The following is a 13,739-nucleotide window of genomic DNA, read 5'->3' as shown; positions in this document are numbered from 1 at the left end:
CCCCGACCGTGACATCCGGAACGCGCGGGGGACCTCCTCCGCGCGTTTTTCGTTGCCCTATCCGGAGCGTGTGAATGCGCCGTTACCTGTTCCCCCTGATCCTCGGCATCCTCGGCTGTACCATCCTGATCCAGCTGGGGCTGTGGCAACTGGACCGCATGGCGTGGAAGCAGGGGATGCTGGACAAGATCACCGCGGGCATCCAGGGCGATCCGGTGCCGCTGCCCGACCAGGTCGATCCGTCAATGAAATACCTGCCCGTGACCGTGACCGGCACCACCACGGGGCAGGAAATCGACGTCCTGTCGCAGATGCGCGATCAGGGCGCGGGCTATCAGGTCGTGTCGCGCTTCGTCACCGACGACGGGCGCGCCATCCTGCTGGACCGCGGCTTCATCCCGCAGGAGGCCCGCCATCTGGAACGCGGGCCGACCCGGCTGAAGGTGACGGGCAACCTGCATTGGCCGGCCGATACCGGCAGCTCGACCCCCGCGCCCAATCTGGATGAGAACATCTGGTTCGCCCGCGACGTCGATGCCATGGCCCGCCATCTGGATACCGAACCCGTGCTGGTCGTCGCCAGCTTCGTGGAAGGACAGGCGCAGGGCGTCACGCCCATGCCCGTTACCATAGAGCGCATTCCAAACAACCACCTCTCCTATGCCGTGCAATGGTTCATGATCGCGGCGGTCTGGGCGGTGATGACACTGGCGTTGATCTGGCGTATCAGACAGCGCAGCTATTGAAGGATTTCCGATGCGTTACGTCTCGACGCGGGGTCAGGCCCCGGTTCTGAACTTCGAACAGGCCATGCTGTCCGGGCTGGCCCGTGACGGGGGGCTGTATCTGCCGGAAACCATTCCGACCTTCGAAGGCCTGGCCGACCTGGACGGCCTGTCCTACGAGGAGGTCGCCTTCCGCGTCGTGCGCCCCTTCACGACCGGCAGCTTCACCGATGACGAATTGCGCGGCGCCATCGACCGCGCCTATGCCCGCATCAGCCACGCCGCCCGTGCGCCCCTCGTGCAGCTGGCCCCCGGTCATCACCTGCTCGAGCTGTTCCACGGCCCGACGCTGGCCTTCAAGGACTTCGCAATGCAGCTGATCGCACAGCTGTTCCGCATCGCGCTGAAGCGGTCGGGCCAGAAGATCACCATCGTGGGCGCGACCTCGGGCGATACCGGCAGCGCCGCCATCGAGGCATTCAGCGGCATCGAGAATGTCGACGTCTTCATCATGTATCCCCATGGCCGCGTCAGCGAGGTACAGCGCCGCCAGATGACGACGCCCGCCGCCCAGAACATCCATGCGCTGGCCCTGACGGGTCATTTCGACGACTGCCAGGCGCGGCTCAAGGATCTGTTCAACGACCATGCCTTCCGCGACGACGTGGGGCTGGCCGGCGTGAACAGCATCAACTGGGCACGCGTCGTGGCGCAGATCGTCTATTACTTCACGGCAACCGCCAGCTTGGGCATGCGACCGACCGATTTCTGCGTGCCGACCGGCAATTTCGGCGACATCTTCGCAGGCAGCATCGCGCGGTCGATGGGCCTGCCGATCCGCCGCCTGATCGTGGCGACGAACCAGAACGACATCCTGCACCGCGCGCTGACCAGCGGCGAATACCGGATGGGCGAGGTCGAGCCCTCGATCAGTCCGTCGATGGACATCCAGGTCAGCTCGAATTTTGAACGGGCGCTCTATCTGGCCTATGGCGGCGATGCCGGGGCGGTCGGCCAGCTGATGGACGAATTGAAGTCGGGCGGTTTCACCATCAGCCAGGGCGCGCTGCAGACCCTGCGCGAGCAATACCTCTCGGGCCGTGTGTCCGAGGACGAGACGCTGGACACCATCCGCGCCATGCGCGAGGCGACCGGAGAGATCCTCTGCCCGCATAGCGCCGTGGGCGTGGCCGTCGCCAACCGCCACCTGGAACCCGGCGTACCGATGGTGACGCTGGCCACCGCCCATCCCGCGAAATTCCCCGATGCCGTCGAACGTGCCATCGGGATCCGCCCGGACCTGCCGCCCCATATGGCCGACCTGTTCGACCTGCCCGAGCGCGTGACCCGGGTTGAAAATGACGTCGAGGCGCTTAAATCGCTGATCCTCGAGCGGAGAACCAATTGACCCAAGACCCCACCCCCAGACTGACGACCCTTCCCAACGGCCTGTCCATCGTGACGCGCCAGATGCCCGGCCTGCATTCGGCAGCGCTTGGCATCTGGGTCAGCGCCGGTGGCCGGAACGAACGTGCCGAACAGAACGGCATCGCGCATTTCCTTGAACACATGGCCTTCAAAGGCACGGCCAAGCGCAGTGCTCTGCAGATCGCCGAGGCGATCGAGGATGTGGGCGGTTACATCAACGCCTATACCTCGCGCGATGCGACGGCCTATTACGTCCGCGTGCTGGAGGATGACGTCGATCTGGCCTTCGACGTCATCAGCGACATCGTGTTGAACCCCGCCTTCGACCAGCGCGAGATCGAGGTCGAGCGTGGCGTCATCCTGCAGGAAATCGGGCAGTCCATGGACACGCCCGACGACATCATCTTCGACTGGTTGCAAGAGGCCGCCTATCCCGATCAGGCCATGGGGCGCACCATCCTGGGCCCCGCCGAACGCGTCGGCAGCTTTGGTCGCGCCGATCTGGCGGGCTTCGTGTCCGAAAACTATGGCCCCGGGCAGATGGTGGTGGCAGCCGCGGGTGCGGTCGATCACGACCGAATCGTGCGCCTGGCCGAAAAGGTGCTGGGCCATATGAAGCCCATCCAGCAGGCCCCGCGCGAGGCCGCCACTTGGCAAGGCCGCGAAACGCGCCAGGTCAAGCAGCTGGAACAGGCGCATTTCGCATTGGCGCTGGAAGGGCCGGGATACATGGCGCCCGATTTCTATGCGGCGCAGATATTCTCCTCGGCGCTTGGCGGAGGAATGTCGTCGCGGCTGTTCCAGAAGGTGCGCGAGGAACGCGGCCTCTGCTATACCATCTTTGCGCAGTCCGGGTTCCACGATGACACCGGCATGCTGACCATCTATGCCGGAACGGGCGGCGATGATCTGGCCGATCTGACCAATCTGACCATCGACGAGATGAAGCGCGCCGCCGAGGACATGTCCGAGGCCGAGATCGCCCGCGCCAAGGCGCAGCTGCGTGCGGGGCTGCTGATGGGGCTGGAAAGCCCCTCGGCGCAGGCGGAACGCATGGCGCGGACGCTGGCCATCTGGGGCCGCGTGCCCGACCCGGCCGAAGTTGCGGAAAAGATCGCCTCGGTCACGGCGGCAGATGTGCGCGCCCATGCCGAAGGACTGCTGTCCCGCGCCCGTCCGGCATTGGCGCTTTACGGTCCCGTCGCCAATGCCCCGACGCGCGAGGCGCTGGCCGCCCGACTGGCCGCATGATGCTGGGACGCCGCCGTCCTTTTCGGCTGGAAGCCGAACGGATCGTGCTGCGTCTGCCCACACATTCCGATTTCGGCGCCTGGACGGCGCTGAGATCGGAAAGCCGCGATTTTCTGGTGCCGTGGGAACCCGTCTGGTCGCCCGATCACCTGTCGCGGAAAAGCTTCACCAACCGCGTCTATTGGGCCGCGCGTGCCAGCAAGGCGGGAACGGCCTTTCCGCTGTTTCTGGTGCGCCGCGACGGCGTGTTGCTGGGCGCGATCACCATGGACAACATCCGCCGTGGTCCTGCCCAGTCCGCGACCATCGGCTATTGGATCGGCCAGCCCTATGCCCGCAACGGCTATATGCGCGAGGCGATCGGCATCCTGGTCCACCATGCCTTCACTGAACTGGACCTGTCACGGATCGAGGCGGCCTGCCTGCCGGAAAACGCAGCCTCGCGCGGGGTGCTGGAAAAATCCGGCTTCAAATACGAGGGCGTCGCGCAAAGCTATCTGCAGATCAACGGGCGCTGGCGCAACCATGTGCTGTTCGCCAATCTGCGCAGCGACCGGCGCGGCAAGACCGACATCCGCTGAAGGGGGACCACCATGCTGAATGCCGCCGACAAGGCCCTTGCCGCCCGACTGCCTGACGGTGTTCTGCGCGATCCCGCCCCCCATTATACCGAGGAGCCGCGCGGTCGGTATCACGGGCAGGCGGGTCTGATCGCGGCGCCGCGCAATGTCGAGGAAACCGCCGCCATCATCCGCGCCTGCGCCCAAGCCCGCGTGCCGGTCGTCCCGCGTGGCGGTGGGACGGGGTTGGTCGGCGGTCAGATCATGTCGGACGGTCCCGCACCCCTGATCCTGTCGATGGAACGGATGACTGCCATTCGCGAAACCTTCCCCGAGGAAGGTGTGATGATCGCCGAATCCGGCGCGACCCTGCAGGCGGCGCGGGATGCGGCTGATGCGGTCGGGCGTCAGTTCCCTCTGTCGTTGGCGTCACAAGGCAGCGCCCAGATCGGCGGTGTGCTGTCGACCAACGCGGGTGGCGTCAACGTGTTGCGATACGGCAATGCCCGCGCCCTGTGCCTGGGTGTCGAGGCGGTGATGCCGGACGGCAGCATCCTGCGCGACCTCAAGCGGTTGCGCAAGGACAACACCGGCTATGACATCCGTGACCTGATGATCGGGGCGGAAGGAACGTTGGGGATCATCACCGCGGCGTCGCTGGTGCTGGCCCCGAAGTCTGCCGAAACGGGCGTTGCGATGATGGTCGTGGACAGCCCCGCCGCCGCCTTGTCGCTGCTGTCTTTGGCGCAGGCGCGCATGTCAGGCGGCGTCACGGCGTTCGAGCTGATCTCGGGGCAGGGGCTGCGGTTCCTGGATGCGGCCTTTCCGGAGATGCGGCAGCCCTTCAATACGCGCCCCGACTGGCTGATCCTGACCGAGGTCGGCCTGCCAGCGGGCCTGTCAGCCGATGAGGCGCTGGAAAACCTGTTCATCGCCGCATCCGAGGCGGGACTGGTCAGCGACGGCGTGATCGCCCAGTCCGGCCAGCAGGCCGCCGACTTGTGGGCCCTGCGCGAACATATCCCCTTGGCCAACCGTCATGTCGGCGCGATCGCCAGCCATGACATCAGCCTGCCCCTGACCGAGATCACGCATTTCATCACCGACGCCAGCGCCATGATCGCTGCCGAGGGCGACATGCGTATCAACTGCTTCGGGCATCTGGGCGACGGTAACCTGCACTATAACCTGTTCCCCGCCGAAGGTCGCCAGCGTGGGGAATACGACGATGTCAGGAAAGAGATGTCCCGCCGCATCCACCAGATGGTCGTCGAACGCGGCGGGTCGTTTTCGGCCGAACACGGCGTTGGCCGCCTGAAAGCCGCCGATCTGGCGCATTGGGGCGATCCGGTGCGCCTGCAGGTCATGCGCAGCATCAAGGCGGCGCTGGACCCGGCAGGCATCATGAACCCCGGCGCGGTGCTGGCCTAGGCGCCCTCGAATTCACACAGCGCGTGGACGGGCATTTCCAGCTTTTCCAGCAGGGCGCGACCGCCCAGTTCCGGCAGGTCGATGACGAAGGCGCAGCCCACGACCTCGGCGCCAAGGCGGCGGCACAGCTTGATGGCGGCCTCGGCGGTGCCGCCGGTGGCCAGCAGGTCGTCGACGATCAGCACCTTCTCACCGGGCTTCAGTGCGTCGTCATGGATCTCCATGATCGCCTCGCCGTATTCCAGTTGATAGGCTTCCGAGATGACCGCGCCTGGCAGCTTTCCCTTCTTGCGGATCGGCACGAAGCCGGTGGACAGCTGATGGGCCACCGCGCCGCCAAGGATGAAGCCGCGCGCCTCGAGGCCAACGACCTTGTCGATGCGCGTGCCGGCATAGGCGTGCAGCAGCTGATCGACCGCCATGCGAAAGCCGCGCGCATCGGCGAACAGCGTGGTCACATCGCGGAAGATGATGCCTTCATGCGGGAAGTCGTGGATGGAGCGGACATAGTCCTTGACGGTGCGGTTCATGCAGGGCGGTCCATTTCGAAAAGATCGTGCACGGCCGCGTAATCCTTATAGCCGAGGCGCGCAATCCATCCCCCTGCGGCACGCGGATCGAAACGACCCTCGACCACGCAATCGTCGCGCATGTGCACGCCCGTGACGACGCCGAAGACGGCGAAGTTGTGATCGCCCGCCAGCGGCACGATCTGTGTCATGCGGCATTCCAGGTTCGCGGCGGCATCGGCGACGCGCAGGCAGTCGATGGTGGTGCATTCCTCGGCGGCGATGCCTGCGGCCTCGAATTCGCTGGTGCCGGCGGGCAGGGGGGCAGAGCTGGCGTTCACCGCGTCGCGCAGATCGCCGGTGGCGATGTTGACGCAAAAGACGCCGGTTTCGATGATCTGGGCGACGCTGTCCTTGGTCCCCTTGCGATCCGGCTTGGCCCCGGTCGAGGCGAACATCACCTGCGGCGGCGTATAGGCTACGGCGTTGAAGAAGGAATAGGGCGCAAGGTTGTCCCCCTGCGATCCGCGGGTCGAGATCCAGCCGATGGGCCGGGGCGCGATGATCGCGTTGAAGGGATTGTGGGGTAGGCCGTGTCCGGCTTCGGGGCGATAGAACATGTCGGCCTCCTGTTGGGTTGCGCGCCCAACCTGCCACCGCTTTTGCCGGTTCGCAATGTTCCGCCCGACAAACCGACGTGCTAAAGGGCCGCAGATGCAGCAGGAGGCGCGATGTACGAGATCTGCCCCGAGACCCCGGCCGACGCGCCCGAGGTCGAAGCCCTCTATGATCTGTGCTTCGCGCCGGGCCGCACGGCGCTGTCGTCCTATCGCCTGCGCGACGGGGTGCCTCGCGTGGCCGAACTGTGCCTGGCGCTGCGCAGCGACGGCATCCTGACGGCGGCGATTCGCTTCTGGCCGGTGCGCGTGGGTGGGAAGCCGGTGCTGTTGCTTGGTCCCATTGCCGTCCACCCGACCGCGCAGGGCGAGGGCCTTGGTGGCCTGCTGATGCGCGACAGCCTGACCCGCGCGACGCAGATGGGGTTCGACCGCGTGCTGCTGGTGGGGGATGCGCCCTATTATTCGCGCTTCGGCTTTCAGCGGCTGGACGATGTGCTGATGCCGCCGCCGACCAATCCCGACCGCGTCCTGGGGCTGGAACTTCGGCCGGGGGGCTGGGTTGGGGTCACGGGTGACGTCGAACGCGAGCCTGCAGACCAGCCCGCACCGCCGCCCGTTTCCGGCCATGACGATTGTGTCGTGGTCGAACATCCGAAAGAAGACAGTGATGACGCCGCAAACGCCTCAGGTTCTTCCGCCGATCGCTGACCCCTCGGTTCACGCCCAGATCGACCGCCTTGCCCTGCGATATCTCAAGGCGCAGGGGCTGGGAATGCAGATGATGGCGCGTCTTGGCAACGGGGCCGAGGGGTTGATCCAGCGCCTGCCGTCCTTCGTGCGCAGCCGTCTGGACGGGGCCACGCGGGCCGCGCTGACGCGGGCGTTTTCGGCGGCCTCGGGCAGCAGGCGCGTGCTGCGTGACCGGGGCGATATGTTCAACCGGATGCTCTCCACGGCCAGCGGCGCAGCGGGCGGCGCGGCAGGTTTTGCCGGTGCGCTGGTCGAACTGCCCTTCACCGTCACGCTTCTGCTGAGGGCGATGCTGGATATCGCCGCCGAACACGGGCTGGACCCCGACAGCGAGGCGGTGCGTCTGGAATGCCTGCGCATCTTTGCCGCCGCGGGTCCGATGACCACCGACGATCAGACCGACTTGGGGCTGCTGGCAGCCCGTCTGTCGGTCAGTGGTCAGACGGTGCAAAGCCTTGTCAGCAAGGTTGCCCCACGTCTGTCGGTGTCCCTGGGCCAGAAGATGGCGGCGCAGGCGGCGCCTGTTTTCGGTGCCGTGGCGGGGGCGTCGATCAACTTTATCTTCGCCCGCTATTACCAGGAACTGGCCCGCGTGCATTTCGGCCTGATGCGGCTGGAGCAGGAAACCGGCCTGCCGCCCGAAGCCCTGACCGAGGCGCTGCGCCTGTCGATCGAGGCGCAGCAGGGCCGCTGATCAGTCGTCCTGCGCGTCCAGCGACAGGGGCGTGGCCTTGGCCAGCAGGTCGTCGGTCGAGAGCGGCCCCTCGGGGCGGGCCAACCGTGCCTTGGTCACCCAATACAGCCGTTCCTGCGCCCGAGTGATCGCCACATAGGTCAGGCGCTTCCACAGGGGCACGCCCGCCTCGGCCCGATTGGACCATGCAGCCGCACTGATGTCGGGGCCGAAGACCTGCACCTGCGGCCATTGGCTGCCCTGCGCCTTGTGAACCGTGACCGCTGCCCCATGCAGGAAGGCCGCCCCCATGCGCGCGGCGAAGGGGATGAAGGGTTCCTCCTGTTCCGGCATCTCGATCTTGACGATGGAGGCGGCGGACAGTCTCGGGTCCTCGGCACCGATGACGTGCAGGCGGGAAAAGCCCGGCTTGCGGCCTGGTCCCAGGTAGACGACCTGCGCGCCCTTGATCAGGCCGCGCGCCTCGAGGTCGATGCGCTTCTTGCGGTGCTTCAGCGGCAACTCCAGCCCGTCGCAGATCAGCGGCTCGCCCGGCAGCAGGGCGTCGCCCGGCGCACCGAAGGCCGTGCGGAAGGCGTGGATCAGCCGGATGCGGGTGGCGTTGCGCCAGACCAGCACCGGGCTGCGGGCCATCAGGTCGCTTTCCACGCGTTCCGCCCAGACCACGCGGTCGTCCTTGCGGGCGGCGGCGCGGATCAGGCTCTCGAAATCCTCGAAGTTCAACTGATCGTCGGCCAGCGCATGGGCCAGGTCCAGGATGGGGCTGTCGTCCGCCTGCCGGTGGATGCGGTTCAGATAGAGGCGCTGCGGGGCCGCCAATCGGTCGAAGACCATCTCGCCCGATTGGCCGACGGGGGCCAGCTGGGCGGGGTCGCCAAACAGGATCAGCGTCGGAAAGATCTCGCGCAGGTCCTCGAACTGCTTTTCGTCCAGCATCGAGGCCTCGTCGATCAGCCCGACATCCAACCCGTCCTCGCGCCGTTTCCAGCCGCGAATGAAATCCGATCCGCGCAGCCCCGCCGTCGCCAGCGCGCCGGGGATGGAGGTGTGGATGTCATAGAAGGCCTTGGCCTTGTCCAGGGCGGCATCCGACAGCTCCTCGATCACGGGACGTTCGCCCGTGCCGGTCAGCCATTCGGCGATCTTTTCATATTCCGGATCGTAGACCGGCGTGTAGAGGATGCGGTGGATCGTCGTCGCGGGCACTCCGCGCATCCGCAGCACGAAGGCGGCCTTGTTCGTCGGGGCCAGGATCGCGACGCTGCGGCGGTCCTTGCGGCGGCGGCCCTCGTAGTCGGGGCTGATCAGCTCGACCCCCGATTCCAGCAGCGCCTTGGTGATCTGCGATAACATCAGCGTCTTGCCCGACCCCGCCTTGCCGATCACCGCCATGACCCGACCTTTGCCCGATTGCGGGGGGTGGATCTCCTCTGCGATGATGTCGATGCCGGCCGCGCCGAAGGTCTCGGCCAGCGCATCCCATGCGTCGGCCTGATCGGGCGAAAGAGTCGGGGCGGGTGCGGGGGTGTTCATGGCCTTCCCTTAGCCTGCCTTGGGCCAAAGGCAAAGTGGCCCGCAACTTTTCATGGCGTCCTTGCGTGTCTTGGACCACCAGAAAGGACATGCCGCGATGATCGAGCTGTTTTTCGTCACCTGTCTGACCGCCGATCCGGACCGCTGTCTGGACCACAGCCTGCTGTTCGAGGAACAGAACGGGCTGATGACCTGCATGCTGCAGAGCCAGAACGAGCTTGCCCGCTGGATCGAGACGCACCCCCGCGAACAAGTGCGCGAGTGGAAATGCCGCTATGCCGGAGAGGGCGACCGCAAGGCCTGACCGCGGCTGCCCGATCCTGCGGCAGCGTGGCCGTGGAATTGCCGCGAAAGCGCGCGAAACAGGGCGCGGTGGACCCGCGCTCCCCTGGTTGTTTGGCGGGAATCACCCGGATGCGGCATGCTGCGGGGATGGGAGGGGCAACTGACAGGACTTGCCCATGATCGAACTGCTTTTCGTCGCCTGCATGTCCGGCGATCCCCAAAGCTGCCGCGACCGCAGCATGATCTTCACCAATGATATCGGCCTGATGGGCTGCATGATGGGGGCGCAGGCCCAGCTGGCGAAATGGGTGCAGACGCATCCCGGCCAGTCCATCAGCGGCTGGAAATGCCGCATCGCCGGCGCGGAGGGTCGCGCCGCGTGACGGGTCGGGCCGCCCTTCCGGACGGCCCGCCTGATCGTTCAGCCCTGACCGTTTTCCAGCGCATCCTCGAAGGTGCGCAACCCAGTGCGGGGCGATTGGACCAGCACCGACATGTTGCCGGGCTTGTGCTCGTTTCGATACATCTTCATGTGCGCGGCCGGAATGTCGGCCCAGGGGAAGACCTCGGACATGCAGGGGTCAAGGCGGCGTTCCAGCATCAGCTTGTTGGCGGCGCTGGCTTGTTTCAGATGCGCGAAATGCGACCCTTGGATGCGCTTCTGATGCATCCACAGGTAGCGCACGTCGAAAGTGCAGTTGAAGCCCGTGGTGCCCGCGCAGATCACGACCATGCCGCCCTTCTTGCAGACCAGCGTGCTGACCGGGAAGGTCGCCTCGCCGGGGTGTTCGAAGACGATGTCGACGTTGTTGCCCTTGCCGGTGAAGTTCCAGATGGCGGCGCCGAACTTGCGCGCCTCGGAGAACCATTCCTTGTATTCGGGGGTGTTCACCTTGGGCAGCTGACCCCAGCACTTGAAGTCCTTGCGGTTGATCACGCCCTTGGCCCCGAGGCCCATGACGAAATCGCGCTTGTCCTCTTCGCTGATGACGCCGATGGCATTGCCGCCCGCCGCGTTGATCAGCTGGATTGCATAGGACCCCAGCCCCCCCGAGGCACCCCAGACCAGCACGTTCATGCCGGGCTTCAACTCATGCGGTTCATGGCCGAACAGCATGCGATAGGCGGTGGCCAGCGTCAGGGTATAGCAGGCCGATTCCTCCCACGTCAGGTGCTTGGGGCGTGGCATCAGCTGCTGCGACTGGACGCGGGTGAACTGGGCGAAGCTGCCATCGGGGGTCTCATATCCCCAGATGCGCTGCGTGGTCGAGAACATCGGGTCGCCGCCGTTGCATTCCTCGTCGTCGCCATCGTCCTGGTTGCAGTGGATGACGACCTCGTCGCCGACCTTCCAGCGCTTCACCTTGTCGCCCACCGCCCAAACGATCCCCGAGGCGTCCGATCCGGCGATGTGATAGGGCTGCTTGTGCACGTCGAACATGCTGATCGGCTGGCCCAGACCGGCCCAGATGCCGTTGTAGTTGACGCCTGCGGCCATCACCATGACCAGCACCTCGTTGCTGTCGATGGCGGGCGTTTCCACGACCTCGGGCTGCATGGCCTGATCGGGCTCGCCTTGGCGTTCGCGGCGGATGGTCCATGCGTGCATCTTGGCGGGGACATGGCCAAGCGGCGGCATCTCACCCACGGCATAGAGATCCTTGACCGGTGCGTCATAGGGGGCAATCGGGGTCGGTGCGTCGAGGGCCATCATACTCTCCTGTCATGTGCCGCAGCGCAGAATCGCCGGGTCGATTTCCATCTTGCTACGATATGAGGCGCAATAAAGCAACAATCAAGACTTTATATCAGCAATAATGTGTCGTGAAGGAACGGCAAGCGCCGCAGTGCGGCGAATTGACGTGGTATCATTGTTTCTGTATCGATATTCAAAGCGACACATTATTGCGAGGTTAAGTAATGGCCCAGAAGGACAAACCCTGGCTGTTCCGCACCTATGCGGGCCATTCCACGGCTGCCAAATCGAACGAACTGTATCGGATGAACCTGTCGAAGGGACAGACCGGCCTGTCGGTGGCTTTCGATCTGCCCACCCAGACCGGATATGACAGCGATCACGTGCTGGCGCGGGGCGAGGTCGGCAAGGTGGGCGTTCCCATCTGCCACCTGGGCGATATGCGCGCCCTGTTCGACCAGATCCCGCTGGAGCAGATGAACACCTCGATGACGATCAATGCGACGGCGCCGTGGCTGCTGTCGCTCTATATCGCTGCTGCGCAGGAACAGGGGGCCGATATCGCGGCGCTGCAGGGCACGGTGCAGAACGACCTGATCAAGGAATACCTGTCGCGCGGCACCTATATCTGCCCGCCGAAGCCGTCCTTGGCGATGATCACGGATGTGGCTGCCTATACGCGCGAACATCTGCCCAAGTGGAACCCGATGAACGTCTGTTCCTATCACCTGCAAGAGGCCGGGGCGACGCCCGAACAGGAACTGGCCTATGCGCTGGCGACCGCCGTGGCCGTGCTGGACGATCTGAAGGGCAAGGTGCCCGCCGAGGGTTTCCCGGCCATGGTCGGGCGCATCAGCTTCTTCGTGAACGCGGGCATCCGCTTTGTCACCGAGTTGTGCAAGATGCGCGCCTTCACCGAGCTGTGGGATGAAATCACCCGCGACCGCTATGGCATCACCGATCCGAAATATCGCCGTTTCCGCTATGGCGTGCAGGTCAACAGCCTTGGGCTGACCGAGCAGCAGCCGGAAAACAACGTCTATCGCATCCTGCTGGAAACGCTGGCCGTGACGTTGTCGAAGAATGCGCGGGCGCGGGCGGTGCAGCTGCCCGCCTGGAACGAGGCCCTGGGCCTGCCGCGCCCTTGGGATCAGCAATGGTCGCTGCGCATGCAGCAGATCCTGGCCTATGAAACCGACCTGCTGGAGTTCGGCGACCTGTTCGACGGCAACCCGGTGATCGAGGCCAAGGTCGATGAGCTGAAGGCAGGCGCGCGGGCCGAACTGGACCTGCTGGACAAGATGGGTGGGGCGATCGCGGCCATCGACTACATGAAGTCGCGGCTGGTCGAATCGAATGCCGCGCGGCTTGGGCGGATCGAGACGAATGAAACGGTGGTCGTCGGCGTGAACCGCTGGCAGCAGGCCGAGCCTTCGCCGCTGACGGCGGGGGATGGCGGCATCATGGTCGTCGATCCCGCGGTCGAGCAGGACCAGATCGCGCGGTTGCAGGCATGGCGGGCCAGTCGGGATGCCGGGGCTGTCGCGGAGGCGCTGGAGGCCTTGCGGGCGGATGCGGCGGCGGGGCGAAACGTGATGCCTGCATCCATCGCCGCGGCGCGTGCCGGGGTGACGACCGGCGAATGGGCGGGCGTCATGCGGCAGGTGCACGGCGAATATCGCGGGCCGACGGGGGTCTCGGCCAGCCCGTCGAACCAGACGGAGGGGCTGGAGGATATCCGCGAGGCCGTGGATGCAGTCAGCCACCGCCTGGGGCGGCGGTTGAAGTTCCTGGTTGGCAAGCCGGGTTTGGATGGGCATTCGAACGGGGCCGAGCAGATCGCCTTCCGCGCCCGCGACTGCGGCATGGACATCACCTATGAGGGGATCCGCCTGACGCCCGAGCAGATCGTCGCGCGGGCAGGGGAAGAAGGCGCGCATGTCATCGGGCTGTCGATCCTGTCGGGCAGCCACCTGCCGCTGATCCAAGACGTGATGAAGCGCTTGGCGGAGGCGGGCTTGGGCAATCTCCCGGTGATCGTGGGTGGGATCATTCCCGATGAGGATGCGGTGGCGCTGTCCCGTATGGGCGTGGCGAGGGTCTATACGCCCAAGGATTTCCAGCTGAACACCATCATGCGCGATATCGTGACGCTGGTCGAACCGGCCGAGGCCGTGGGCTGATCTGCGTCCCGCGACGGCCGGGGGGCCGGCCGCCCCCCGGACCCCCCTCGGGGTATTTGGGCAACCGAGAAGGG

General features: G+C 65.7%; 14 protein-coding genes. 10 read left to right on the top strand and 4 right to left on the bottom strand.

Annotated features, from left to right (window positions below; all coding sequences use genetic code 11):
- Nucleotides 1-74: 74 nt before the first annotated feature.
- The 5 genes from DDE75_RS15865 (at nucleotide 75) to DDE75_RS15845 (ending at nucleotide 5,395) form a co-directional block, all read left to right on the top strand.
- A complete protein-coding gene (locus DDE75_RS15865; RefSeq protein ID WP_108503358.1) occupies nucleotides 75-746 on the top strand; it encodes an SURF1 family protein in 672 nt (223 codons plus the stop codon).
- 10 nt (nucleotides 747-756) lie between these two features.
- Nucleotides 757-2,133: a threonine synthase gene (gene thrC / locus DDE75_RS15860; protein WP_108503357.1), complete on the top strand. Its 1,377-nt coding sequence runs from the start codon at nucleotides 757-759 to the stop codon at nucleotides 2,131-2,133.
- A 62-nt stretch (nucleotides 2,134-2,195) separates the two neighbouring features.
- A complete protein-coding gene (locus DDE75_RS15855; protein ID WP_108503419.1) occupies nucleotides 2,196-3,404 on the top strand; it encodes a M16 family metallopeptidase in 1,209 nt (402 codons plus the stop codon).
- Nucleotides 3,404-3,985, top strand: a complete 582-nt coding sequence (locus DDE75_RS15850) for a GNAT family N-acetyltransferase (protein WP_108503418.1) — start codon at nucleotides 3,404-3,406, stop codon at nucleotides 3,983-3,985. The genes DDE75_RS15855 and DDE75_RS15850 overlap by 1 nt, the downstream gene beginning before the upstream one ends.
- 12 nt (nucleotides 3,986-3,997) lie before the next feature.
- On the top strand, nucleotides 3,998-5,395 hold the full coding sequence (locus tag DDE75_RS15845) for an FAD-binding oxidoreductase (protein WP_108503356.1): 1,398 nt from the start codon (nucleotides 3,998-4,000) through the stop codon (nucleotides 5,393-5,395).
- On the opposite strand, the gene DDE75_RS15840 is transcribed toward DDE75_RS15845, so the two are convergent.
- Nucleotides 5,392-5,925, bottom strand: a complete 534-nt coding sequence (locus DDE75_RS15840) for an adenine phosphoribosyltransferase (protein ID WP_108503355.1) — start codon at nucleotides 5,923-5,925, stop codon at nucleotides 5,392-5,394. The genes DDE75_RS15845 and DDE75_RS15840 overlap by 4 nt on opposite strands.
- Nucleotides 5,922-6,524 (bottom strand): flavin reductase family protein, encoded by a 603-nt coding sequence (locus DDE75_RS15835; RefSeq protein WP_108503354.1) that lies wholly within the window; start codon nucleotides 6,522-6,524, stop codon nucleotides 5,922-5,924. The genes DDE75_RS15840 and DDE75_RS15835 overlap by 4 nt, the downstream gene beginning before the upstream one ends.
- Before the next feature lie 111 nt (nucleotides 6,525-6,635).
- Here DDE75_RS15835 and DDE75_RS15830 point away from each other — a divergent pair, with 111 nt between their 5' ends.
- Both DDE75_RS15830 and DDE75_RS15825 read left to right on the top strand, forming a co-directional pair.
- Nucleotides 6,636-7,232, top strand: a complete 597-nt coding sequence (locus tag DDE75_RS15830) for a GNAT family N-acetyltransferase (protein WP_108503353.1) — start codon at nucleotides 6,636-6,638, stop codon at nucleotides 7,230-7,232.
- Nucleotides 7,192-7,968 carry an EcsC family protein gene (locus DDE75_RS15825; protein ID WP_108503352.1) on the top strand — a complete coding sequence of 259 codons (777 nt, stop codon included), beginning with the start codon at nucleotides 7,192-7,194 and terminating at the stop codon, nucleotides 7,966-7,968. Before DDE75_RS15830 ends, DDE75_RS15825 begins: the two co-directional genes overlap by 41 nt.
- Here the strand turns inward: DDE75_RS15825 and DDE75_RS15820 are convergent, their stop codons facing one another.
- Entirely contained in the window at nucleotides 7,969-9,501 is a 1,533-nt protein-coding gene (locus DDE75_RS15820) for an ATP-dependent DNA helicase (protein ID WP_108503351.1), read from the bottom strand.
- Nucleotides 9,502-9,598: 97 nt separating this feature from the next.
- Here DDE75_RS15820 and DDE75_RS15815 point away from each other — a divergent pair, with 97 nt between their 5' ends.
- Both DDE75_RS15815 and DDE75_RS15810 read left to right on the top strand, forming a co-directional pair.
- Nucleotides 9,599-9,805, top strand: coding sequence for a hypothetical protein (locus DDE75_RS15815; RefSeq protein WP_108503417.1), 207 nt, complete (start codon nucleotides 9,599-9,601; stop codon nucleotides 9,803-9,805).
- A 157-nt stretch (nucleotides 9,806-9,962) separates the two neighbouring features.
- On the top strand, nucleotides 9,963-10,169 hold the full coding sequence (locus tag DDE75_RS15810) for a hypothetical protein (protein WP_108503350.1): 207 nt from the start codon (nucleotides 9,963-9,965) through the stop codon (nucleotides 10,167-10,169).
- A gap of 38 nt (nucleotides 10,170-10,207) precedes the next feature.
- Here the strand turns inward: DDE75_RS15810 and ccrA are convergent, their stop codons facing one another.
- A complete protein-coding gene (gene ccrA, locus DDE75_RS15805) occupies nucleotides 10,208-11,497 on the bottom strand; it encodes a crotonyl-CoA carboxylase/reductase (protein WP_108503416.1) in 1,290 nt (429 codons plus the stop codon).
- Nucleotides 11,498-11,706: 209 nt separating this feature from the next.
- On the opposite strand from ccrA, the gene DDE75_RS15800 reads away from it, so the two are divergent.
- Nucleotides 11,707-13,665 (top strand): protein meaA, encoded by a 1,959-nt coding sequence (locus DDE75_RS15800; RefSeq protein ID WP_108503349.1) that lies wholly within the window; start codon nucleotides 11,707-11,709, stop codon nucleotides 13,663-13,665.
- Nucleotides 13,666-13,739 lie beyond the last annotated feature (74 nt).

This window comes from Paracoccus indicus (assembly GCF_003056335.1).
In the GTDB taxonomy this organism is placed as follows: Bacteria; Pseudomonadota; Alphaproteobacteria; order Rhodobacterales; family Rhodobacteraceae; genus Paracoccus; species Paracoccus indicus.
The sequence above is the reverse complement of the archived record's forward strand: the minus strand, read 5'-3'. Positions and strand labels throughout refer to the sequence as shown.